At 44.5% G+C, this 21,956-nt stretch carries 23 protein-coding genes and 1 pseudogene; 7 read left to right on the plus strand and 17 right to left on the minus strand.

Going from position 1 to position 21,956, the window contains the following annotated elements:
• Window positions 1-484 (plus strand): annotated as a pseudogene (locus tag QZL69_RS04845) (class I SAM-dependent methyltransferase); the annotation flags it as partial.
• Window positions 484-672, plus strand: coding sequence for a hypothetical protein (locus QZL69_RS04850; protein ID WP_022214101.1), 189 nt, complete (start codon window positions 484-486; stop codon window positions 670-672). The pseudogene QZL69_RS04845 and the gene QZL69_RS04850, both read left to right, overlap by 1 nt.
• 50 nt (window positions 673-722) lie before the next feature.
• Here QZL69_RS04850 and QZL69_RS04855 read toward each other — a convergent pair whose 3' ends face one another.
• The 6 genes from QZL69_RS04855 to QZL69_RS04880 form a co-directional block, all read right to left on the minus strand.
• Window positions 723-2,396, minus strand: a complete 1,674-nt coding sequence (locus QZL69_RS04855) for a sensor histidine kinase (protein WP_022214102.1) — start codon at window positions 2,394-2,396, stop codon at window positions 723-725.
• Window positions 2,393-3,055 carry a phosphate signaling complex protein PhoU gene (phoU, locus tag QZL69_RS04860; protein ID WP_022214103.1) on the minus strand — a complete coding sequence of 221 codons (663 nt, stop codon included), beginning with the start codon at window positions 3,053-3,055 and terminating at the stop codon, window positions 2,393-2,395. Before phoU ends, QZL69_RS04855 begins: the two co-directional genes overlap by 4 nt.
• 2 nt (window positions 3,056-3,057) lie before the next feature.
• Window positions 3,058-3,816, minus strand: a complete 759-nt coding sequence (pstB, locus tag QZL69_RS04865; RefSeq protein ID WP_022214104.1) for a phosphate ABC transporter ATP-binding protein PstB — start codon at window positions 3,814-3,816, stop codon at window positions 3,058-3,060.
• A 6-nt stretch (window positions 3,817-3,822) separates the two neighbouring features.
• Complete coding sequence (gene pstA, locus QZL69_RS04870; protein WP_118698500.1) at window positions 3,823-4,686, minus strand: phosphate ABC transporter permease PstA; 864 nt, start codon at window positions 4,684-4,686, stop codon at window positions 3,823-3,825.
• Between the two features lie 31 nt (window positions 4,687-4,717).
• Complete coding sequence (gene pstC / locus QZL69_RS04875; protein ID WP_022214106.1) at window positions 4,718-5,575, minus strand: phosphate ABC transporter permease subunit PstC; 858 nt, start codon at window positions 5,573-5,575, stop codon at window positions 4,718-4,720.
• Between the two features lie 83 nt (window positions 5,576-5,658).
• Window positions 5,659-6,522, minus strand: a complete 864-nt coding sequence (locus tag QZL69_RS04880; protein ID WP_022214107.1) for a substrate-binding domain-containing protein — start codon at window positions 6,520-6,522, stop codon at window positions 5,659-5,661.
• A gap of 220 nt (window positions 6,523-6,742) precedes the next feature.
• On the opposite strand from QZL69_RS04880, the gene QZL69_RS04885 reads away from it, so the two are divergent.
• A complete protein-coding gene (locus QZL69_RS04885) occupies window positions 6,743-7,705 on the plus strand; it encodes an aldo/keto reductase (protein WP_022214108.1) in 963 nt (320 codons plus the stop codon).
• A gap of 62 nt (window positions 7,706-7,767) precedes the next feature.
• Here the strand turns inward: QZL69_RS04885 and QZL69_RS04890 are convergent, their stop codons facing one another.
• The 4 genes from QZL69_RS04890 to QZL69_RS04905 form a co-directional block, all read right to left on the minus strand.
• Complete coding sequence (locus QZL69_RS04890) at window positions 7,768-8,226, minus strand: ferritin-like domain-containing protein (RefSeq protein ID WP_022214109.1); 459 nt, start codon at window positions 8,224-8,226, stop codon at window positions 7,768-7,770.
• 62 nt (window positions 8,227-8,288) lie between these two features.
• Window positions 8,289-8,708 carry an SseB family protein gene (locus QZL69_RS04895; protein ID WP_022214110.1) on the minus strand — a complete coding sequence of 140 codons (420 nt, stop codon included), beginning with the start codon at window positions 8,706-8,708 and terminating at the stop codon, window positions 8,289-8,291.
• A 36-nt stretch (window positions 8,709-8,744) separates the two neighbouring features.
• Window positions 8,745-9,449 carry an HAD family hydrolase gene (locus tag QZL69_RS04900; RefSeq protein ID WP_022214111.1) on the minus strand — a complete coding sequence of 235 codons (705 nt, stop codon included), beginning with the start codon at window positions 9,447-9,449 and terminating at the stop codon, window positions 8,745-8,747.
• Between the two features lie 120 nt (window positions 9,450-9,569).
• Window positions 9,570-9,977 (minus strand): DUF5300 family protein, encoded by a 408-nt coding sequence (locus QZL69_RS04905; RefSeq protein ID WP_022214112.1) that lies wholly within the window; start codon window positions 9,975-9,977, stop codon window positions 9,570-9,572.
• A gap of 352 nt (window positions 9,978-10,329) precedes the next feature.
• On the opposite strand from QZL69_RS04905, the gene QZL69_RS04910 reads away from it, so the two are divergent.
• The 3 genes from QZL69_RS04910 to QZL69_RS04920 all read left to right on the plus strand — a co-directional run bounded on the left by QZL69_RS04910 (window position 10,330) and on the right by QZL69_RS04920 (window position 14,662).
• Entirely contained in the window at window positions 10,330-11,949 is a 1,620-nt protein-coding gene (locus QZL69_RS04910; RefSeq protein WP_022214113.1) for a purple acid phosphatase family protein, read from the plus strand.
• Between the two features lie 15 nt (window positions 11,950-11,964).
• On the plus strand, window positions 11,965-13,125 hold the full coding sequence (locus QZL69_RS04915; RefSeq protein WP_022214114.1) for a YibE/F family protein: 1,161 nt from the start codon (window positions 11,965-11,967) through the stop codon (window positions 13,123-13,125).
• Window positions 13,126-13,261: 136 nt separating this feature from the next.
• A complete protein-coding gene (locus QZL69_RS04920; RefSeq protein ID WP_022214115.1) occupies window positions 13,262-14,662 on the plus strand; it encodes a sodium-dependent transporter in 1,401 nt (466 codons plus the stop codon).
• A 99-nt stretch (window positions 14,663-14,761) separates the two neighbouring features.
• Here the strand turns inward: QZL69_RS04920 and QZL69_RS04925 are convergent, their stop codons facing one another.
• Entirely contained in the window at window positions 14,762-15,250 is a 489-nt protein-coding gene (locus tag QZL69_RS04925; RefSeq protein WP_022214116.1) for an ureidoglycolate lyase, read from the minus strand.
• A 175-nt stretch (window positions 15,251-15,425) separates the two neighbouring features.
• Between QZL69_RS04925 and QZL69_RS04930 the strand changes: the two genes are divergently transcribed.
• Entirely contained in the window at window positions 15,426-16,163 is a 738-nt protein-coding gene (locus QZL69_RS04930; protein WP_022214117.1) for a copper homeostasis protein CutC, read from the plus strand.
• A gap of 319 nt (window positions 16,164-16,482) precedes the next feature.
• Here the strand turns inward: QZL69_RS04930 and QZL69_RS04940 are convergent, their stop codons facing one another.
• From QZL69_RS04940 to QZL69_RS04965, 6 genes are all read right to left on the minus strand, one after another.
• Window positions 16,483-17,484, minus strand: a complete 1,002-nt coding sequence (locus QZL69_RS04940; protein ID WP_022214118.1) for a DUF6034 family protein — start codon at window positions 17,482-17,484, stop codon at window positions 16,483-16,485.
• On the minus strand, window positions 17,436-17,864 hold the full coding sequence (locus QZL69_RS04945) for a DUF6034 family protein (protein WP_022214119.1): 429 nt from the start codon (window positions 17,862-17,864) through the stop codon (window positions 17,436-17,438). Before QZL69_RS04945 ends, QZL69_RS04940 begins: the two co-directional genes overlap by 49 nt.
• A 109-nt stretch (window positions 17,865-17,973) precedes the next feature.
• Entirely contained in the window at window positions 17,974-19,233 is a 1,260-nt protein-coding gene (locus QZL69_RS04950; RefSeq protein ID WP_022214120.1) for a sensor histidine kinase, read from the minus strand.
• 2 nt (window positions 19,234-19,235) lie between these two features.
• The gene (locus QZL69_RS04955; protein WP_022214121.1) at window positions 19,236-19,895 is read right to left on the minus strand and encodes a response regulator transcription factor; all 660 of its coding nucleotides are present in this window, start codon (window positions 19,893-19,895) and stop codon (window positions 19,236-19,238) included.
• Between the two features lie 68 nt (window positions 19,896-19,963).
• On the minus strand, window positions 19,964-20,692 hold the full coding sequence (locus QZL69_RS04960) for a Crp/Fnr family transcriptional regulator (protein WP_022214122.1): 729 nt from the start codon (window positions 20,690-20,692) through the stop codon (window positions 19,964-19,966).
• A 64-nt stretch (window positions 20,693-20,756) separates the two neighbouring features.
• A complete protein-coding gene (locus QZL69_RS04965; RefSeq protein WP_022214123.1) occupies window positions 20,757-21,947 on the minus strand; it encodes a phosphopentomutase in 1,191 nt (396 codons plus the stop codon).
• Between the last annotated feature and the right edge of the window lie 9 nt (window positions 21,948-21,956).

Genomic DNA, 21,956 nt, shown 5'->3' on the forward strand with positions numbered 1-21,956 from the left:
CGGTGCAACTCTGGCTGCCGCTGCTGCCGGTGCACAGGTTACCCACGTAGACGCTTCCAAAGGAATGGTCAACTGGGCGAAGGAAAACGCTGCCGCTTCCGGACTTTCTGACGCACCGATCCGCTGGCTGGTGGACGACTGTGTGAAATTTGTGGAGCGTGAGATCCGTCGTGGCAATCACTACGATGCGATCATCATGGACCCGCCGTCCTACGGACGTGGACCGAAGGGTGAGATCTGGAAGATCGAGGAGGCGATCCATCCTCTGATCAAGCTCTGCGTGAAACTTTTAAGCCCGAACCCGCTATTTTTCCTCATCAACTCCTACACCACAGGTCTGGCTCCTGCCGTACTGACTTATATGCTGGCAACCGAGCTGAAAGACTTCGACGGACATGTTGACTCCCAGGAGATCGGACTTCCGGTAACCTCCAACGGACTGGTACTTCCATGTGGTGCTTCCGGACGCTGGGAGGCGAAATAATGAAGGAAGAAAAATCCAAGGACGCTCTTCCCTACACCTGTACTCCGGCTTATGACCGTAGCAGTTGTGGGAACTGTGTCTGTGCAACCTGTTACGAGCAGGAATTCTGCGATCGCTGCAGTTCCTGCAAAGAACTTTCTCACAAAAAAGACGCCTGTGGACGTTACGAAGGCGCGTATTGCTACTAATAGCACAACAGGAGATGCTGACATGATCGATCGTCAGCATCTCCTGTTTTTTATAAATTTGTTTTGCGTTCTTTCGGGAAGGTCATGGTGATCTCGGTTCCTTTGCCAACTTCGCTGAGCATCTTGAGTGTGCCGCCGAGGAAGGTAACGCCATGTTTCACGATCGACAGGCCCAGTCCAGTGCCGCCGATGGATTTGGAGTGGCTTTTGTCTACGCGATAGAAGCGTTCGAAGACTCTGCTGCGGTCTTCTCTCGGGATTCCGATGCCGTTGTCTTTGACGCGGATCTCTACGCTTTCTCCAAGATCCTGCAGATGGATGCTTACCGTACCGTCATCTCTGTTATACTTGATTCCATTATCACACAAATTATAGATCACTTCTTCCAGTATCGGACGAACTGTACAGAAGACCAGTTTCTCGCCGTCAATAAAGAGATGTACGTTCTTCTTTGCTGCGATTTCTTTCAGGTTTCCGCAGACATTCTTTGCTACGGCATATGCATCTACTTTTTCCCACTCATATGGGTTTTCTCCCTCGTCAAGCTGTGAGATCTTGATGGTATCTTCCACAAGATGGATCAGTCTCTGTGCTTCCCGGTAAATCCTTCCGGCAAACTTCCGAATGTCTTCTTCCTGTACCAGACCGCCCTCTATGATCTCTGCAAAACCAGAGATAGATGTCAATGGTGTCTTGAGTTCATGTGATACATTTGCAGAAAATTCTCTCCGCAGGTTCTCCCTCTCCATCTTTTCGGTTTCATTGACAAGAAGCAGAACTGCACCTGCAACCTTGGTATCTCTGAATACCGGATTGGCGATAAGCTGAACATATTCGCCATCCAGCTGCAGCATCGCACTGCCATGACGACCGCCCAGGACTTCCTCGATCACCTTGCGGAAATCCTCATTCCTGTCAAGAGAATAAACGCTTTCTCCTGTCTTTGGTTCCCGTACCTGGAACATTCTCCATACACTGGAATTCCCAGAAAGAATGATCGTATATGCATCAATGACCAGCAGTCCTTCCTGCATGTTTTCGGTGATGATCTGGAATTCTTCCTGGTTTCGGCGTGCCGTTTCAAGCTGTGTCTGGATCTGGCGGTTCTGCTTATGGATCCTGCTGAGGAGCGGACCCACTTCCTCATAGATCTGGTTTTCTTCCGGGTGATCCAGATCCAGTTCGTTGATCGGTTTAACGATATTTGCAGACATACGCGCCGCTGCGAATCCTGCAAGAATCAACATTATGACTACAATACAAAGAACCGGGGGAACAAGCTGAAGCATCAGTGCAAAGACAGAAGACTGTGTGCCTGCCACACGAAGGACAGAACCATTGGTAAGCTTTAACGCATAATAAACTGTCTTTTCAGACAGTGTCTTTGACATTCGTTCCGCATATCCGCTCCCATTTTCCAGTGCTTCCTGAACTTCTTTACGGTCGTTGTGGTTTTCCATGGAAGATGCATCTGCCTGGCTGTCATAAAGTACCGTTCCTGACGCATCCATATAGGTAATACGGGCGTCTTTCTGCTTTATCTGTTCCAGATAATCAACGCCGCTTTGTTCTACCCCATACGCCAGATAGGAAGCTTCTTTCTCGAGCTCCCCATCTAACTGCTTTCCAAAATATTGATACAAAACGCCCAGTACAAAGGCACTTCCCAGTATCAGGATCATTGCTGAAGCCAGGACAGTTGATCTGAATATCTTTTTTGTCAAGCCTGGTTTCCTCCCATTTGATGTTCATTGTTTCTGTGGCTGCCGGTGATCGCATATTCAACCCATTCTGCGATATTCACCGCATGGTCTCCGATACGCTCCATATATTTGGCCGTCATAAGGAGATCAAGTCCTGCTTTTGCATCCAGGTTCTGGTACATCAGTGTCGCTAGTTCTTCCTTGACCTGATTAAAAGCGTCATCTACCTGGTCATCATCATCAATGACTTTGCGGCAGAGTTTCAGATCTTTTTTTACAAACGCATCGACGCTTTCTGTCACCATGCGGACAGTCATTTCTGCCATCTTTCCGATCAGTTCCGGAACCTCCACATGATTCGTCTCGATAAACTGAGAAAGATCAGCGATATCCGCCGCCTGGTCTCCGATACGCTCCATGTCTGAGATCATTTTGAGTGCTGCTGAAACCTCTCGTAGATCTCTTGCCACAGGCTGCTGGTGAAGCAAAATACGCATGCAGTGATTCTCGATCTCTCGCTCTTTTGTATCGATTTCTCTGTCTGTATCGAAGATCTCTCTGATACAGTTCTCGCCACGGATCGCTCTGTTTGAAAGTGAGATCACCTTCTCACAGAGACTTCCCATTGTGATCATCTGTACATGAAGTTCTTCAAGCTGCCGTTCGAAATGTGTTGCCATGATCAACCAAACCTCCCTGTAATATAATCCTCGGTTCTTTTATCCTTCGGCATAGAAAACAAGGTATCTGTATCATTAAATTCTACCACTTCTCCCAGAAGGAAGAAAGCTGTTTTGTCAGAAATTCGAGTTGCCTGCTGCATGTTATGAGTAACGATCACGATCGTATAATTGCCCTTCAGTTCCATTGCAAGTTCTTCGATCTTGGATGTGGAGATCGGGTCGAGTGCGGAGGTCGGCTCATCCATCAAAAGGACTTCCGGCTGTACTGCCAGTGCTCTTGCAATGCAGAGTCTCTGCTGCTGTCCACCGGACATTCCGAGGGCACTTTTCTTTAATCTGTCTTTTACTTCGTCCCAGATTGCAGCGTCACGGAGAGATTTTTCGACGATCTCATCCAGTTTTGCCTTGGAACGGATCCCGTGTGTTCTCGGTCCATATGCAATGTTATCGTAAATGCTCATCGGAAACGGATTCGGCTTCTGGAATACCATTCCGACTCTTTTACGGAGAACATTGACATCCATATCACCGTAGATATCTTCGCCGTCAAGCTCTACTCTTCCGGTGATCTTACATCCTTCTACAAGGTCATTCATACGGTTCAGAGACTTCAGAAGTGTGGATTTACCACATCCACTCGGTCCGATAAAAGCAGTAATTTCTTTTTCCGGAATATGCATATTGATGTCTTTCAGCGCATGAAAATTTCCATAAAAAAGGTTCATATCTTCGATTGAAAGTTTAATATTATCACTCATTTTCTGTTATCCTTTCGCGATACATTTTGCCACCATACCGGATAAACCGTTGATGAGCAGTACAAATAAGAGAATCACAACTGCTGTCGCAGATGCCTGGTTCATATGAAGACCTTCGCTGGAAAGTACATACATATGAAGTGCCAGTGTACGTCCGGATCCCATCAGATTCGGAACCTGTGCAACCGTTCCTGAAGTATAGAGGAGTGCTGCTGTTTCACCAATGATACGTCCAATTGCAAGAATGATACCGGCAAGGATTCCCGGTACTGCGGAAGGAAGTACGATCGTAAAAATAGTACGGAGTTTACCTGCTCCAAGTCCGAAACTTGCCTCTCTGTAGGAGTCCGGAACAGCTTTTAATGCTTCTTCAGAAGTACGCATGATAAGTGGAAGCACCATGATGACCAGGGTACATGCGCCTGCCAGGAGTGACATTCCCCAGTGGAGTGCTGTTACAAAAAACAGCATACCAAACAGACCAAATACGATAGACGGAATACCGGAAAGTGTCTCGGCTGTGATACGGATGATCTGTACCAGTTTGTTTCCTTTTTTTGCATATTCTACCAGGTAGATTGCTGCGAAGATTCCAAGCGGTGCGGCAATCACGAGGGATAAAGCAGTCATGATAAAGGTATTTATCAGAGACGGCATCAGAGAAACATTATCAGAAGTATATTCCAGGCTGAAAAGGCTTGGTGTCAGATATGGAATACCTTTGACAAGGATGTATGCCACCAGGAAGATCAGCACGGAAAAAGTAACGATTGCTGCTCCTACAGTGAGAAGTGCAAGCACTCCTGAGCCTGGATGACGCAGGTAGGAACGGATGCGGTCCGCTGTTGATGTCTGATTTCTTTTTTTCATATTTTCCACCGTCGGATCTATTGCTACTGCATTAGTTTGCATGTTCTGACCTCCTGTTCAGCAGAGAAAGACTCAGGTTGATGATCAGAATGAATACAAAAAGTACCACTCCTGTTGCGATCAGTGCTTCTCTGTGAAGGCCTGTCGCATAACCCATTTCTGTTACGATATTTGCAGTCATTGTTCGAAGTCCTTTGAGCAGTCCTGCAGGCATTCTTGCCTGGTTTCCGGCTACCATGATGACCGCCATTGTCTCACCGATCGCACGTCCGATTCCAAGGACAACTGCTGCGAGAATACCGGATTTTGCTGCCGGGAGCATGACCATAAAGATGCTTCTTTCTTTTGTTGCACCCAGTGCCAGGGAGCCTTCGTAATAGCTTTCCGGTACACTTCTGAGTGCAGATTCTGTAGGTCCAATGATCGTCGGAAGGATCATGATCGCCAGAAGAAGGGACGCTGCCAGCCAGCTTGTTCCTGTTCCGCCGAAGGTGTTTCGGATCAGCGGTACCATCAGTACCAGACCGAAGAAACCATATACGATGGATGGAACACCTGCCATCAGTTCAATTCCTGATTTCAGCGGCCGGTAAATTTTTTGTGGACAGTAGCGTGCCATGAACACGGATGTAAACAGTGCGATCGGAACACCGATCAGGATTGCTCCGCCTGTTACATAAATGCTGGCGATGATCATCGGGAAAATTCCGAATTTATCGTTGGATGGTTTCCAGGTTGTTCCAAGAAGGAACTTCACTGGTCCGATCTTTGCGATGGCAGGAAGTCCGTTCGCAAACAGGAACAGACAGATCAGAAATACTGCCAGAACGGATGCACAGGCTGCGACCATAAATACGACTTTCATAGCCTGTTCTTTAAATTTATTCATACAGGACTCTTCCTCTCTCCTAAATAAACATACAAGAAGCCCGGCAAACCGAGCCTCTGTTCTGTCACTCTGTATCTTCTGTCTTACTTAGCCAGGTCTTCCCAAGTGGTGGTTTCACCTGTAAAGATGGATTTCACCTGATCACTGGTCAGATCATCAATATCGTTTGAAGTGTTTACTACAACTGCGATACCGTCTCTTGCGATCTCAGTTGCTGTAAGGTTTTCGCTTGTCTCTTCATCTTTGAGGTCACGGGATGCCATACCGATGTCGCAGATTCCTTCTGCTGCGGATGTGATACCCGTTGTGGAATCGCTCTGCTGTACTTCTACAGTGATCTTTCCGCCGTTTGCTTTTTCGTATGCTTCTTTCAGTTTTTCCATAACCGGTGTTACAGAAGAAGAACCAGCTACAACAACTTTACCTTCTGCATCGCTCTGCTCGTAAGCTGCTGCATCATCTGCTACTTTGATGTATCCGTTGTCTTCTACGATCTGCTGTCCGTCAGAGCTCATGATGTAGTTTTCGAAATCCTGAGCTGCATCGCTGAGGCTGTCAGTTGTTATGATATTGAACGGACGGGATACTTTGTATGTATCGTTTGCAACGTTTTCTGCGGATGCTTCTGCACCGTCGATCTTGACTGCTTTTACTGTGTCATTCAGAGAACCAAGGGAAATATATCCGATCGCATTCTCATCGCCAGCTACTGTTGTCATCATAACGGAAGTGCTGTTTGTGATGCTTGCATCCTCTGTTGTCATATCTACTTTTTCATCGCCCTGTTTTTCTTCAATTCCAAACAGTTCGATAAATGCTCCTCTTGTACCTGAACCGTCTTCACGGGAAATTACATCAATTGTTCCGCTTGCTGCGCTTGCTACAGATGCAAATGCGGTTGTTCCAATAAGTGCTGCTGTTACGATTGCGAGAAATTTTTTCTTCATAATAATAAATCTCCTCTTTATTTTGCTTTATTTAATTTTTTGTTTTCCTCATTGACAACTGCAATTATATGAACGCAAAGTAAAATGCAAAATCGTAACCTTGTAAAATCTTTGTAAAAAGCTCCGGGTAAAAATCTTTGACCTGCATCTCAAATATCGTTATAATGAAGCTATATCTGATTCTACTTTTAATGAAATAACAGGAAAGGTACTTATTATTATGAGAAAAATAACGATTATGAACACAGACCTTGAACTTTCACCTATGGGAATGGGATGTGTGAATGCCGGGATCAAATGGGATGGCGAGGATGCTTTCAGGATTTTTGATGCTTTTCTTGATATGGGTGGTACTGTTTACGATACTGCCCGTGTATATTCTGACTGGATCCCATCTGAGATCGGACGCAGCGAACGTGTCCTTGGTCAGTGGCTCCGCCAGAGTGGAAAGCGTCACGATATCGTCCTTCTCTCCAAGGGCGGTCATCCGGATATGACTCCTTCTGTCCCGGATATGCACGCTTCCAGGATTTCTGCCGAAAATATGCGTAAGGATCTGGAACTTTCTCTTACTGCACTTGGTACAGATTATATTGATATTTATTTTTATCACAGAGATAATGAGGCGATTCCTGCCGGAGAACTGATCGAGATCATGGAAGAATTCCGCAAAGAAGGCAAAATCCGCTACTACGCATGCTCTAACTGGAGCACTGCCCGCATGAAAGAAGCAGATGCTTACGCCGCTTCCAAAGGATATCGTGGATTTGTCGCAAACGAAGCTCTGTTCAACATTGGTTCTGCTTCCATGCGTCCGCTCGCAGATGATACCCTGGCTGTCATGAATCAGGAAATGCAGCAATATCATGTCGAAAATCCGCAGAATCTGGCTATGCCGTATATGTCCGTTTGCAGTGGATTTTTCCACAAATTATATGCAGGCGGGGCTGATGCTGTGAGAAATTCTGAATACTACACTTCTGAGAATCTTAAGGCTGCTGAAGGGCTCCACGGACTGATGGAGGAATACCAGATTTCTCTTACACAGGCAGTCCTTGGTTATCTCACCTGCCGTGATTTCACCTGCCTGCCGCTCTATGGACCGAGAAATGCAGAGGACCTCAGGGAAGCAATGGAAACCTTCTCTATTCCATTCCTTAAAGAATATTATCCGGAAGTATAATAATATAGAAAGAAAGCCCGCAGTTCCATTCTCTTCTGAACTGCGGGCTCTGTTCTTTTATTTCAGACCATACCGTTTACTGTTTTGTACTTATACAGCATTTCTGCGTGATTCTGTTCTTCTACCTGGATATCAGCAAGCAGCTTACGCACGCCGCTGTCACCGAAAGCAAAAACTTCTGAATTATATTCTCCTGACACCAGTTTCTCTGTTGCAATACAGTCTGTTGCCAGAAAAGCATCCTGCTGTTTGTCCTCCGGGGAACTCATGGCTGTGTAGGTTGCTTTTGGCTGGTAATCTCTTCCGTCACTGTCGTTGCAGTTGCACTGCGGCACTTCGCCGTTCAGTACACGTTCCAGTGAATCGTAATGCTCTCTCTCCTTCTGCTGCAGCGTCTGGAAAAGATTTTTCAGTTCAGGATCTTTGGCCTGCTGTGCATATCTTCCGTATTTCTCAATACAGCTTTTTTCCTGTGTCTGTAGATCCTGGATCGTTGTGCGTTCTTTTTCTTTTAATATCATCGTATCTGCTTCCTCTCTTTCATTTTGCAATACGATGACAGTATCTGCTGTGGTGGGGGATTTTATGCGTTTTTTCCAAGGATAATTTTAATAAGAAGCTTATCCAGCATGATCGTGCGGTTCCATGGGTTGAGGATCACACCTTCGATCCCATCGGTTCGGAGTGCGGTCTCAAACAATTTGTCGATGTCCGTCAGAAATGTGGATTTGACGCTGCCGCCGCCTTTCAGTTCTTCTTCAAAGCTGGTAAATGCTGCCCACCAGTTTCTGCCATCATCTGTTTTGATCGCTTCCAGGCGGATCTGGTCGTCGCCTTTTGGCGGTTCTACCGCGATGATGAGCTGGCCGCCTTCTTTCATTCGGCGGCGGATCACGGTAAGAGCATGCGCCAGCATCTCCTGCGTGGTTTCCTTTTGAAGCCCTGCAATTGCCTCTTCTATTTTTTCGTTGCCCTGTAAGCCTTTGTCTGTGTTGTTGTTCATGTTTCTTTTCCTTCTTTTTATATAATTACCTGGTAGTTACAAAATATTTTTTAATTCTTCCAGTTTGTAAATGATGTGATCTGCCACTTTTCCACCATTCTCTCTCGTATTCATGGACTTATCCCCAGAGTGCACAAACCAGCATGTGGACATTCCATATGCCTGTCCACCGGCAATATCTGCTGTCAGAGAATCTCCGATCATCATACATTCTGATGGATGAATTCCGGAAAATTCTTTCATGCATCCATCAAAAAACTGCTTCCCCGGTTTATCTGCACCAATCTTTTCTGATACAAAACAATGAGAAAAATATCTGAGCATATCTGCGCTTCTGAGACGGTTGATCTGCTGAACATAAGGGCCATTACTTGCGGCACATAAGAAGTAATCCTTTTTATATAGATATTCCAGAATTTCTTTCGCACCTTCTACCGGAACGGCGGTCAGATGAAGCAGTCTGCGGAATTCTTTTTCCATCTCTACACCATCCGCCTGCAATCCAAGATGTGCAAGGATCGCCTGCCAACGCACATAAAAGAGATTATCCATTGTCAGTTCTCTACGCTCAATCTTCTGCCAGATCTTGTTATTTTCCTCTGTAAAAACAGAAAACATTTCCGTTCTGTATTCCAGTCCTGCCTTCTGAAAACATTGCTCCATCCCCCACGCAGCCCCCGCGTCAAAATCCAGCAGCGTATTGTCAATGTCCAGAAAGAGGACTTTTATCTCATGGTTCATATTGTCTTTCCTCTTGACTTTTTTACATTTACCATAACATATATCCTCTATGTTTCCAAGAAAAAAAAGAGCTGGCGCTTCACGATTTTTTAATCGTTGAAGCGTCAGCTCCTTTCTAAATCAATAATCAAAATTATCAATATTGGATGTTACAAACAGGGAAAAATCTTCGTCCATATCTACTGTCAGAAGAGTGTCATTGTTTACGATTCCGCTGAATGTACCGCTGAATTCCTTTCCATTAAAGATCTCTCCAGAAATCTTTACTTCTGTGATTCGTCTGTCATCTGGAAGGATTTCTGCTGTCTCAGAGCTGCTCGTTCTGATGTTTCCAACCTCAAGTTCTTTATCTCCATTGTAGGTTACGTGTACATTTTCCAGGGTAAAAGCTGTACTGTTTTTGATCGTGATGTAAGACGCTTCTGTGCCAAATGCCTGAACGACCTTGGATTCCCTTGTACTTACTGTACAGAAAGCAATGAATGCAACTGCCAGAAGTAATGCTAAAATCTTTGAATTTTTCTTCATGAATACTCATCTTTCCTTCTATTATTTTAATTTTTTGTTTTATTGATACTTGTATTGAATCAAAAAATCATTATACATGCTACATGTACTATCATAACACTTCACAGGACATTTTCCTATTCACGAAATAGACAAAATCCCACACCAAATATCACAGAAAATCGTAAAACATGAAGTATTTTTAAGATTCTGTAAAATGTCCGTCAAACCTCAGTAAATGCTATTGTTTTCTGAAAATTGCGGTGTTATACTTCACAGCGTCAACTGTGAACGAACAATCAGGCCTGTGTATCTTTCCAGTTTCATTACATTTTTACTATATTTCCCTTATGCTAAAGGAGTTTAAATTATTATGAAAAGAAAATTGATCGTCGGCTTTTTAGCTCTCTGCTCTATCACAACTGTATGTCCTTCCGTTTACGCTTCCACTGAACATTACACAGACAGCAGCGTTACCGGTGCAGATTCCGGATGGTCTGACTGGGATGCAAACTGGGCAGATACAGCCGCTGATTTTACAAAAGTTTCCCTTACCCCTGGTGCTGATGATACACAGCTCAACTTCGCATGGTACAGCGAAAAAGGTGACAGCGATGCCACTCCTGTTGTACATTTTGGAACTGATAAAGATAACCTTGAAACATTTGAAGGTACTGCCGGTGATGTAGATCAGGATCTTACCGGTGACAAAGCCTATGAATATAACCACGTAACTGTAACTGGTCTTGAACCAGAAACAGCCTACTATTATACAGTAGAAAAAAATGGCCAGCAGACAGACGTATGCGAATATAAAACTCAGAAAACAGATACCGTAAAAATGCTCTATGTCGGTGATCCGCAGATCGGTGCTTCCAAAGGCCAGACTCAGAACGGCGCAGAACTGACAAACGAATCCGGTGCTGCCAACACTGCTGCTGAGAACGATGGTTTTTCCTGGAACCGTACACTCAATACTGCTCTTTCCGAGAATCCGCATGTGAACTTCGTTATCTCCGCAGGTGACCAGGTAAACAAAACAGGTGAGGCAAAAGAAGAAGAGTACGCTTCCTATCTGAGTGCAGATGCTCTGAAATCTCTTCCTGTAGCAACAACGATCGGTAACCACGATTCCCTGAATCCTGATTATTCCTATCATTTCAATAACCCGAATAATACCGAAAACGGCAAAACAGCAGCTGGCGGCGACTACTACTACAGCTATGGCAAAGGACTTTTCATCGTTCTGAACACCAATAACTACAATGTTGCAGAACATCAGAACACCATCGAAGAGGCAGTAAAAGCTTACCCGGATGCAAAATGGCGTATCGTAACCATCCATCAGGATATTTATGGTTCCGGACTTGACCATTCCGATACAGATGGTATGATCCTCCGTACCCAGCTTACTCCTGTATTCGATGCAAACGATATCGACGTTGTTCTTCAGGGACACGACCATACTTACAGCCGTTCCAAAATGCTCTACGGAGATGGTCAGACCCACGGAAAATATGAGTTTAGCCTGAACGCAGACGGTACGGACTATGACTGGGATCACGCTACAAATGTAGATACCGGTGACCAGATCGCACTTGCTCCGGAAGAAGGCGATACAGACGCACAGACCGCTCTGGATGCTTTCCATGAGGACAACAACTGCTATACCATCGAAGATGTAGAAGGAAATACTGTTACAGATCCACAGGGTATCCTCTATATGACAGCCAACTCCGCTTCTGGTTCCAAGTACTATGAGCTGCTTTCCACTCAGCAGGATTATGTCGCAGCCCGCAGCCAGAACTGGCTTCCAAGTTATTCCGTGATCACAATGACTGATGATTCCTTCTCCATTGATACCTACCAGATCACTGATGACGGTAAAGCAGAAGCTATTGATGATACCTTTACAATCCAGAAATCCGGTACAGATACATCTGCCGACACCACAGATGCTGCTGAAACGGAATCCGATGACTCAGCAAACTAAGGATTCCAAAATCCTATGACTCACACCAGCTTTACCGGACTACTTTCCAGAAAAAAAGTGGTCCGGTATCTTATTTATTTACTATTTGTCTGTGTGTTCGCTGTTTTTGTCTTCAAGCTTAATCAGGTTGAAAAAACAGAACTGGTCGTCCGGACAGGTCAGACATTTGAAAAAGCAGAAATTACAGAAATCCTTCAGGATAATCTTGATTCTAATGGAACTCGTGTCGGTGAGCAGAAAGTGCGTGTAAAAATGCTCACCGGCGCGCGAAAAGGAGAAGAACTTGACATCACCAGCAGCTCCGGTTATCTCTTCGGTGCCGCCTGCAAAGTCGGGATGAAAGTCATCGTCATGCAGAGTGTTGCCGGCGAGACCACGATCGCCAGCGTTTATTCTCAGGATCGAGAATGGGTCATTTATATTTTTGCCCTGCTCTATCTTCTCGCATTGTGCGTCATTGGCGGTAAGCAGGGAATCAAAGGATGCCTTGGACTGATCTTCACTTTTTTCTGCGTGATCTTTGTCTATCTTCCGCTTGTGTATCTGCGTTTTTCACCGTTCTGGGCCGCTGTTTTTATCTGTTTTCTCACCACACTGGTCACTATGTACCTCATCGGCGGTCCTACAAAAAAGACCTGCGCAGCGACACTTGGCACACTGGCAGGCGTTGTTCTGGCCGGTCTTTCCGCCTGGTGCTTCAGCAAAGCATCCGGGATTTCCGGTTACAATGTATCTGATATCGAGACACTTATGACTCTCTGGAATACCAACCGCATCCAGATAGGCGGACTTCTTTTCTCCGGGCTCCTGATCTCGTGTCTCGGAGCAGTTATGGATGTCGCCATGTCGATCAGCAGTGCCATTGATGAGATTTACAAGCAGAATACTTCCCTGACTCGAAAGGAATTGTTCAAAGCAGGCATGCGTGTCGGAAGGGACATGATGGGAACAGACAGCAACACCCTGATCCTCGCATTCGCCGGAAGCAGTGTCAGCACACTTCTTCTGGATTACGCCTATGACCTTCCCTATCAGCAGATCATCAATTCCAATAACATTGGTATCGCGATCATGCAGGGCCTTGCCGGAAGCTTCGGCATCGTGCTCTCCGTTCCGCTGACAGTTCTGATCTGTACGGTTCTGTTTCATAAAAATGAAGCGGTTTCGCAGGTATGATCATTTTTCCATATTTTATATAAAAAACTCTCTACTTCTACTATTTACATACATAAATATTGGCGTTAAAATAAAACCATTGGGTCAGAATCTGTCTGGCCCTTAATTAAACTTTATGTAGAGGGGAAAATCGAACATGAAAGAAAAAGGAAGTAGTTTTTCCGGATCGATCGGCTTCGTTCTGGCGGCTGCCGGAAGTGCCGTTGGTGTGGGAAACATCTGGAGATTTCCATATCTCTGTGCCAAGGACGGCGGCGGATTATTTCTGCTGGTCTACCTTGTTCTGGTACTGACCTTCGGGTTCGTACTGCTGACAACAGATGTGGCAATCGGACGAAAAACAAAGAAAAATGCACTCAGAGCCTTCGAAGCTCTCAATCCGAAATGGAAATTTCTTGGTAAGCTGACATTTCTTGTGCCGACACTGATCATGACTTATTACTCTGTCATCGGCGGATGGATCACAAAATATTTTGTTACCTATATTATCTCTGACGGAACGGATGCCGCTGCAGATGGATATTTTACATCATTTATCACATCTGACATTGCACCGATCGTATTTATGCTGGTCTTTCTCGCACTGACTGCATGGATTGTTTTCCGAGGTGTAGAAAAAGGAATTGAACAATTTTCCAAGATCATCATGCCTGGGCTGATCCTTTTGATCCTGATCATTGCAATCTTTTCACTGACACTGACACATACCGATGCAGATGGAACTGTCCGCACGGGACTGCAGGGACTTGCTTTTTATGTAAAACCTGATTTCAGTGGACTGACTGTAAAACGTTTCCTGGAAATCCTTCTGGATGCGATGAGCCAGCTTTTCTTTTCCTTAAGTGTTTCCATGGGGATCATGATCACTTACGGATCTTATGTCAAAAATGAAGTCAATCTGAACAAGGCAACAAACCAGATTGAGATTTTTGACACTGGTGTTGCTTTTCTTGCAGGAATGATGATCATCCCGGCTGTATTTGTATTTCTTGGCACAGACGGTATGGCTTCCGGACCAAGCCTTATCTTTATCTCACTGCCAAAAGTATTCGACGCCATGGGCATCTTTAGCCGTCCGGTAGCAATTGCATTTTTCCTGATGATGGGTTTTGCTGCGCTGACTTCCTGCGTTTCTGTCATGGAAACTCTGGTCGCAAACTGCATGGAACTTTACCACAAACCGCGCAAAAAAATGTGCGGTGCTGTCGGTATTTACTCCCTGATCACGGCTGTTCTGATCTGTCTTGGATACAACAAACTGTACTTCGAACTGAAACTTCCAAACGGTTCTGTCGGACAGCTTCTTGATGTTATGGACTACATCAGCAACAGTTTCCTGATGCCTTTTATCTCACTTCTGACCAGTATTCTGATCGGATGGGTGATCGGTCCGGACTGGATCGTAGGAGAGGTGGAACGAAACGGAGAACACTTCAAACGTGCCGGTCTTTATCGCTTTATGATCCGTTATGTTGTGCCGGTTGTTATGCTGGTTCTGTTCCTGGTATCTACCGGATTTGCTGATCTCATCTTCTAATTTATTGCTATATTTTCACGAAAAAAGCTCCCCCGGGCTGGTTACCTTTTTTTAGAAAAAGTACCTGCCTGGAGGAGTTTTTTGTATGTATGTTTGTGTTTATACAGTAATCTTGAACCAGTCTTTTTCTTCGAAATCAACGACGGTACAATCGTTTGCATAGGTGCATTCCGGAAGAATGATCATTGCATGAAGTTCATCATTATTCAACGGAAGCGGACAGAGGTGCCAGATCGCTGCGTTGATCTTGACCATGCATCCCTTTGGTACGATGAATGCCTTGGCAAGTTCCGGGACTGGTGTACCGCCAGATGCCGGTGCTACATGAATGATCATGTCATCATCCAATGCTACGATTCCTTCCCACGTGGTTGTGTGATATTCTGCCATTTTGATAATCCTGTCATCCTTACGGACTGCGATCGGAGAAAACGCGATACTGCCTACACAGGTTCCGGAAATACGGTCCGGATAAAACTTATGGATCTCGCCTGCCAGTGGATATCCCTCCGGTTCTGTCATATTGCAGAATGTTCCGTACGGGGCAAAATCTGCCGCATTGATCTTAACTGCTTTTACTTCTCTCATTAAAAGAACCTCCTCTTTTTGATAAAACCCCATTGATAATTTTAATAAACTCAGTATAGCATAGCACTGTCATGTCCTCAAGGTTAAGGAAATACTGAGTTGCGGCATTCTTTTACGGTTGGTATAATCTATAATAAATATTATTCATAAATCACTCATACAAAGGAGTTTTTAGATGATCCTGGAAGTTTGTGTTGACTCTGTGGAATCCGCTGTAAATGCAGAACTTGGCGGTGCTGACCGCATTGAATTATGCGGTGACCTGATCGTGGGCGGGACCACGCCCTCGCTTGCTTTATACGAAAAAATACGCGAAAAGATCAATATCCCTATCCATGTGCTTCTACGTCCTCGATTCGGAGATTTTCTGTACAGTGAAGAGGAAATTGAGATTCTGGTCCGACAGGCAGCGACCTTTTCCGCAGCCAGTGCTGATGCTCTGGTGATCGGATGCCTGACCGCAGATGGACAACTTGATACAGAGGTATTAAATCGAATTATGGATGCAGGAAAAAGTACTCCATATAATCTACATCGTGCTTTTGATATGTGTCGTGATCTGGATGAAGCACTGGAAACTGCCCGAAAACTTGGCATTGTTTCTATTCTTACTTCCGGCGGAGTCGCCTCTGCTCCTGATGGTATTCAGACTCTGAATCGTCTGAAACAAAATGCCAGAAATGTTGATATCATGGCAGGTGCAGGAATAAATTCTCAGAATCTTTCTTACATGCTGGAACACTCCTGTCTGACTGCGTTTCATATGTCCGGAAAGAAAGTTCTGCCAAGTCAGATGAAGTACCGTAATCCACATGTAAATATGGGAATGCCCGGATTTTCCGAGTATGAAATCCTTCGCACAGACACAAAAGAAATCCAGAAAGCGAGGGCTGTTCTGGATTCTTGGAAGTAGATGATTACGATGTTTTACCAGAATCTGTCAGATTCCAAAATACTCATTTTTCTGCCAGTGCATGCTCGTAAATCTCACGGTCAGGGTCTTTGAAGACATTGAAGATTACTTTCTTTACGCTGGTTTCCTGCTGCAAAAACTCACGCACCGTATGGACTGCGATCTGTGCTGCACGTTCTTTCGGAAATTCAAGTTTGATTATAGTTTACAACCTGAAGTTGACTTTAGGTCAAGAGGAAATTTTGTTTTGTTGTTTGTTTTGTTTTTATTTCACATAACATAAATGCTACAAATAACTTTTTCACTTTCATAGTCCATTTCATGTAGCAGCTTTGCTTTTCGTAGAGACAGCCCATCCAGCCTGCACTCTTTGTATCACACTGCCATCGCGTGCATCAATCGTAAGAAGTGGAACGCCAGCGTCATCCATAATCACGTTTCCTATAACAGGCCCATCCCCTGCTCCATTTCCATACTCATACTCCGGTTCTTCGGATGTCCATGTTCCATAGAAATCCCACACCGGGATCAGGATTGCTTCTGTGTCATTGTCTCCGCTCTGCATACGCATATAGCCCAGCTGAACCTTAGTTATGGTCATCTCCGCACTCTGTGCATCGATGGATGGATAACGATAGTCACTTCCTCCATCGACAGAAATCAGTCTGTTCTTGTCTTCTGTCATGATCTGCAATGTGATCGTTTTTTCAAAAATGTCTTTAATCTCATCAAAAGGAAGTAAAAACAGCCCTTCATCTGAAATATTCGATGTTTCAATAGGATTTCTGTGTAAAAAGCTCTGAATTGTCCCACTGCAAAAATCCATCGTCAGTACTTCACTCTCCCATCCTTCGGACTGTCCTTCATGAAGTGTTCCATCTTCGTTTTCCCATTCGAGAGCCTGCTCATTAACAGGCAAAGATGTCTCTCTCACATAATTAACCGGGATCCCGTCTATCATCCGTTCAAAAATAAAATCATCTTTTTCCAAAGTAGTACTTCCTTCGGTAAGTTTTTTTGAGAAGCTTTCAAATATCTCCCAGTCCCCGGAAACAAGACTTGGTACCTTATCTTTTGCTTCTTTTTCAGACACTTTGCCGCTTCCTGCTTTTATATAATTTTGAAAACGTTCTTCCCTTTCTTTTTTCTCACTCGGTGCCAGGGTCATATCTCCACAATCGTCAAAGATAAACTTTGCGATCCGGGATCCAAGTTCCTCCACATCAGATTCCTGTTCACTCTTTGTATAAGAGTACCGATAGGTCAGTCCATCTACTGTATACGTCCCTGCCTGTTCATTCTCATTGTTCTCTTCCTGCACGGCTGTCCTTTGCCGAATGTGTCTTTTATCTTATTCTGTTCCTCTTCAGAAATCAGCACTCTCTTTACTTTTTTTAAACAGATTGCATCTACATCTGACACTTTTACCGGTGCATCCGCTGTCAAAGTAAACTTCATCGGATTTTCTTTATCCTCCCGCTCCGCTGATCTTAAGTCTGCCTGAATCGTTGCCTGATAAGTTTCCGGTGCCCCTACCTGTTCTGCAACTGTTTTCTGAACTGTTTCCTTGTTTTCTTCTTTTTTCTGGTCTGTTTTATCCTTTTCTTCCACAACAGCAGACTGGACAACACTGTCACATCCTGATACCACTAAAAGATTCATACACAGAACGGCTCCCTTGAACATTTTTATTTTTTTCATCACTTCCCCATCCTTTCTTATCCATATTAAAAAGGTACCCTCTTCTTGTAAGAAAAGAGTACCATATTGCCTTTCCAATGTATTCATCAAAATGTAAACAACTTGTAGATCAGAAGACAACCCTTACCGTTGTCCCCTCTCCTGGCTGGCTTTCAATCTTCAGCTTTCCACCATGGATCTCTGCCACCTTCACACAAAGTGCCAGTCCAAGCCCGGAGCCGCCTTCTTTACGGCTTCGTGATTTGTCCACCATATAAAAGGCATCTGTGATCTTTCCCAGTTCTTCCTCCGGAATTCCTATTCCTGTATCAGACACCTCAAATATCTTTTTTCCAGATGTTTCATATGCCTTTACCAGAATACTTCCGCCGGCATCCGTGGCCTTTAGGGCATTATCGATCAGGTTTACCAGAAGGCTTTCCATCAAGGCAGGATCCATCTTCATGGAAAATGCTTCATATTCCATTTTTAGCTGCACCTTTTTCTTCTCTGCCTGTTCCTTTTCCATATCAATGACATGATTTAAAAGGTCCCCTGCCGGAGTCATTTCCATCTGTATGGTGTGGTTCTGATAAAGTCCCAGCAACTGTAGCATTTTCCCCGAAAGAGCCTCCAGACGTTTCCCCTCACGGTTAATGTGTTCCAGTGCCCGATCTTTCTGTTCGTCTTTTAGCTTTACATGACGCAGGGTATCTGAATAACCAATAATGGATGTTAACGGTGTTCTCATTTCATGGGAAAGTGCTCCCATAAGCAGTTCCTGTTTCTCTGCCACCTCCTGCAGTTTCTCCATCCGTTCCACAGTCCTTTTCATCATCATGTAAATAAAAAGACCGGCAATCAGAAACACTGCCATATAGATACCCGCAAACCAGACCGCTGTCTGCCTCAACTCTGTAAAGAGTTCCGTGACTTCCCGGACAGAGAGGACATCATATCCTTCTGGTTTAGATAAAGCCACTTTTTGAAGAAGAAGGTATTTCTTCCCCAATTTCTGTATCTTGTAAGCATATGGATCATTTTCATTCTTCAAGCCCAGATTTTCAATTCCTACAACTTCATAATCTGTCAGATTTTCAATAGCAGCATTGCTTTTCTTATCGATCAACGCCATGCCAGCTCCACAGCATCGTTGAAACTGAAATCCCATATAGGCTTTCTTTCCGGTCTCTGACATCTGTTCATATTTGCTGTTATCCCAAAATTGTTCCAGTAGCGCCTTCCCATTTTCCAATTGTCTCCCGTATGTCTCAGCGGCATTATTTAAACTTCGTTTTCCTGTGACAAAAACGCTTAGTGCGCCCACCGGGATCAGCGCGCACAATAAAGTTACCAGCATAAGAAGTACTGTCCGTTTCCACAGCTTCATACCTATTCCTCCAGACGATATCCAAGCTTCGGGATTGTCTTGATCTCGTCATAAAGTTCCAGTTTTTTTCTAAGCTGTCCGATATGAACATCTACTGTTCTACTTTCTCCCAGATAGTCTTCTCCCCAGACCCGTTTCAACAGTTCTTCCCTTCCAAGCGCAATGTTTTTATTTTGGAGTAGCAGCACAAAGAGGTCGTATTCCATTGGTTTCAAACCTACCGGAATTCCATCCTTTAAAACCTGGTGACTTTGCACATCCACCATAATATTTCGGATCGTCAATATTTTTCTGGCTCTTCCGGTCCTCTCCAACACTTTCTCCATGCGTACCAGAAGTTCCAGCATCTCAAATGGCTTTATCATATAATCTTCTGCACCCAGCCTTAATCCCTTTACCTTGGACGCAACATCATCCTTTGCGGTCAGGTAGATTACCGGAAGATTCCTCCTTTTAAAATCCTCCATCAGTGCAAACCCGTCTTTCCCCGGCAGCATGATATCCACCACTGCCAGATCTGCATCCTCATGCCATAAGAGCAGCCGCTGAGCTTCTTCCCCATCATAAGCTGCCACAGTCTCATACCCTGCCGCTTCCAGATTCATACACAACAATTCTGAAATTGCACGGTCATCCTCAATCACCAAAATTTTATTTTTCATTCCCGCAGCCACCTCTGGTACTTTTTCTACAGTATAGCTTTTTTTGCATCCTACGTCTACATGGCATTCTATCCTATATCCGTTTTCTCAGAGATCAGTGCTTTCATTTCTTCGTACTGTCGTTTTTCCACCAGGATTTTGTTTCCCTGTTTCCGGATCAGGCCTTGTTCTGAAAGTGTTTTGACTGCGCGGTTTATGCTTTTCAGACACATTCCGGTTTTATCTGCCAGGCTCTTCTGGCCTTCTTTTACACAAAGAATTCCATCTTTCTGATATTGCTCATAATGGTAAACAAGCAGCAGACATAAACGATCCGTCCCTTTCATCAGGAGAACGATGCGCTCATTTCTTGCCTGTTCCAGCAGATATTCGCCTATCAACTTGCTTTCGTATTTCAAAGCCTTTATATCTGAATACATCCACTTCTCAAACATTGCTCTTGAAATCTTCACCGCAATACTGTCGGTCACAGTTCGAAGTGAAGTTTTGTACACATCCAGATCCATGATAAATTCCATTCCACCAAATGCATACATTTTTTGGAACTGCATAAAATCGTAGCTGACTCCAAGCACGCGGTAATCTGTGGCTACGATCAGTCCCTCTACGATAAAATAAATCGTATCTGCCGGATTGTTTTCTCTGATAAATGTTGTCCCTTTTTTTATTTTCTCTACAACCAATGAATCAATAAGCCAGTCAGGAGCAGTTCGAAAATATATTTCAAACTGCTCCCTCTTTTCCTGGCTTAAGGCTTTCAAAAAAGGACACTTTTGATATAAATACCGTTCTCCCATGTTCTTTTCTCCAATCAGAGCCACAGGGACGGTGTTTGTGCCACAAAACACCGTCCCCAATGGTTCACGCCAAGTCTTTCAAAATTGATTTTCCAATTGTGCCCTCTGGCATCTCCACGCCGAAGTTCTCTGCAATAGTCGCGCCGATCACACCAAAAGTATCCTGGTTCTCGATTGCACCTGTTTCCTTCATCTTCTTTGAATATGCAACAAACGGCACATATTCTCTGGTATGATCAGTTCCGGTATAAGTCGGATCATTTCCATGGTCTGCTGTCAGGATGAGAAGATCATCTTCTCTCAGTTCATCCATGAGAGCTCCCAGGCCTTTGTCAAATTTCTCGATCTCATGGCCATATCCTTCCGGATTTCTTCTGTGTCCCCACAGGGCGTCAAAATCTACCAGATTGACAAAACAGAGTCCGTGGAAATCTTCTTTACAGATTTCAAGCGTCTGCTGCATACCATGAACAGAACTGTCGGAATGGTGCGTCTCTGTGATTCCTTCGCCACAGAAAATATCATTGATCTTGCCGACACCGATCACATCAAGTCCTGCATCTTTTAATGCATTCAGCGCTGTTCTGCCAGTCGGTTTGAGTGCATAATCATGACGGTTACTGGTTCTCTTGAACTCGCCTTTTTTCTTTCCGACATAAGGTCTGGCAATAACTCTGCCGACTCTCCACTCATCTTTCATGGTCAGTTCTCTGGCGATCTCACAGCAGCGATACAGATTTGCAAGATCAAAAGTCTCCTCATTTCCACAGATCTGCAGTACAGAGTCAGCAGAAGTATAGACGATCATCGCTCCTGTATTGATTTCTTCCTCACCAAGTTCCTCGATGATCTCTGTACCGCTGGCACTCTTATTTCCAATGACACGCTTGCCACATCTCTTCTCCAGCTCATCGATCAGTTCTTTTGGAAATCCTGTTTCTGTAAAAGTGATAAATGGTTTCTCTGTGTAAATTCCCATCATCTCCCAATGTCCAGTCATGGTATCCTTGCCATTGCTGGTCTCGCCGATTCGCATATAGCGGCCCAGTGGCTTCTCTACACCTTCCATATTTCCACCTTTATGCAGATTCAGCATTCCAAGTTTCTGAAGATTTGGAATATCCAGTTTTCCCATCTTATCCAGGATATGTCCAAAAGTATCCACACCTTTGTCACCAAATTTTTCAGAATCCGGCATTGCGCCGATTCCAAGTGAATCCAGAACGATCACAAATACTCTCTTATAAGTTTCCATAAATATTCC

It is taken from the genome of Blautia sp. CAG:237 (genome assembly GCF_000436615.1).
Classification (GTDB): Bacteria; Bacillota; Clostridia; order Lachnospirales; family Lachnospiraceae; genus Blautia_A; species Blautia_A intestinihominis.

What these genes read in the sequence shown, in the direction of transcription:
- QZL69_RS04905 (WP_022214112.1), bottom strand. Translation starts at nt 9,977, where the DNA reads ATGAAGAAAAATTCAAAGATTTTAGCATTACTTCTGGCAGTTGCATTC.
- QZL69_RS04955 (WP_022214121.1), bottom strand. Translation starts at nt 19,895, where the DNA reads ATGAAAAATAAAATTTTGGTGATTGAGGATGACCGTGCAATTTCAGAA.
- phoU (WP_022214103.1), bottom strand. Translation starts at nt 3,055, where the DNA reads ATGGCAACACATTTCGAACGGCAGCTTGAAGAACTTCATGTACAGATG.
- QZL69_RS04890 (WP_022214109.1), bottom strand. Translation starts at nt 8,226, where the DNA reads ATGATATTAAAAGAAAAAGAACGCACAACGATCCAGGATCTACAGACA.
- QZL69_RS04925 (WP_022214116.1), bottom strand. Translation starts at nt 15,250, where the DNA reads ATGAGAGAAGTAAAAGCAGTTAAGATCAATGCGGCAGATTTTGCCCCG.
- QZL69_RS04900 (WP_022214111.1), bottom strand. Translation starts at nt 9,449, where the DNA reads ATGAACCATGAGATAAAAGTCCTCTTTCTGGACATTGACAATACGCTG.
- QZL69_RS04950 (WP_022214120.1), bottom strand. Translation starts at nt 19,233, where the DNA reads ATGAAGCTGTGGAAACGGACAGTACTTCTTATGCTGGTAACTTTATTG.
- QZL69_RS04945 (WP_022214119.1), bottom strand. Translation starts at nt 17,864, where the DNA reads ATGAAAAAAATAAAAATGTTCAAGGGAGCCGTTCTGTGTATGAATCTT.
- pstB (WP_022214104.1), bottom strand. Translation starts at nt 3,816, where the DNA reads ATGAGTGATAATATTAAACTTTCAATCGAAGATATGAACCTTTTTTAT.
- QZL69_RS04915 (WP_022214114.1), top strand. Translation starts at nt 11,965, where the DNA reads ATGACTCACACCAGCTTTACCGGACTACTTTCCAGAAAAAAAGTGGTC.
- QZL69_RS04960 (WP_022214122.1), bottom strand. Translation starts at nt 20,692, where the DNA reads ATGGGAGAACGGTATTTATATCAAAAGTGTCCTTTTTTGAAAGCCTTA.
- pstC (WP_022214106.1), bottom strand. Translation starts at nt 5,575, where the DNA reads ATGAATAAATTTAAAGAACAGGCTATGAAAGTCGTATTTATGGTCGCA.
- QZL69_RS04850 (WP_022214101.1), top strand. Translation starts at nt 484, where the DNA reads ATGAAGGAAGAAAAATCCAAGGACGCTCTTCCCTACACCTGTACTCCG.
- QZL69_RS04965 (WP_022214123.1), bottom strand. Translation starts at nt 21,947, where the DNA reads ATGGAAACTTATAAGAGAGTATTTGTGATCGTTCTGGATTCACTTGGA.
- QZL69_RS04880 (WP_022214107.1), bottom strand. Translation starts at nt 6,522, where the DNA reads ATGAAGAAAAAATTTCTCGCAATCGTAACAGCAGCACTTATTGGAACA.
- QZL69_RS04920 (WP_022214115.1), top strand. Translation starts at nt 13,262, where the DNA reads ATGAAAGAAAAAGGAAGTAGTTTTTCCGGATCGATCGGCTTCGTTCTG.
- pstA (WP_118698500.1), bottom strand. Translation starts at nt 4,686, where the DNA reads ATGAAAAAAAGAAATCAGACATCAACAGCGGACCGCATCCGTTCCTAC.
- QZL69_RS04930 (WP_022214117.1), top strand. Translation starts at nt 15,426, where the DNA reads ATGATCCTGGAAGTTTGTGTTGACTCTGTGGAATCCGCTGTAAATGCA.
- QZL69_RS04910 (WP_022214113.1), top strand. Translation starts at nt 10,330, where the DNA reads ATGAAAAGAAAATTGATCGTCGGCTTTTTAGCTCTCTGCTCTATCACA.
- QZL69_RS04885 (WP_022214108.1), top strand. Translation starts at nt 6,743, where the DNA reads ATGAGAAAAATAACGATTATGAACACAGACCTTGAACTTTCACCTATG.
- QZL69_RS04895 (WP_022214110.1), bottom strand. Translation starts at nt 8,708, where the DNA reads ATGAACAACAACACAGACAAAGGCTTACAGGGCAACGAAAAAATAGAA.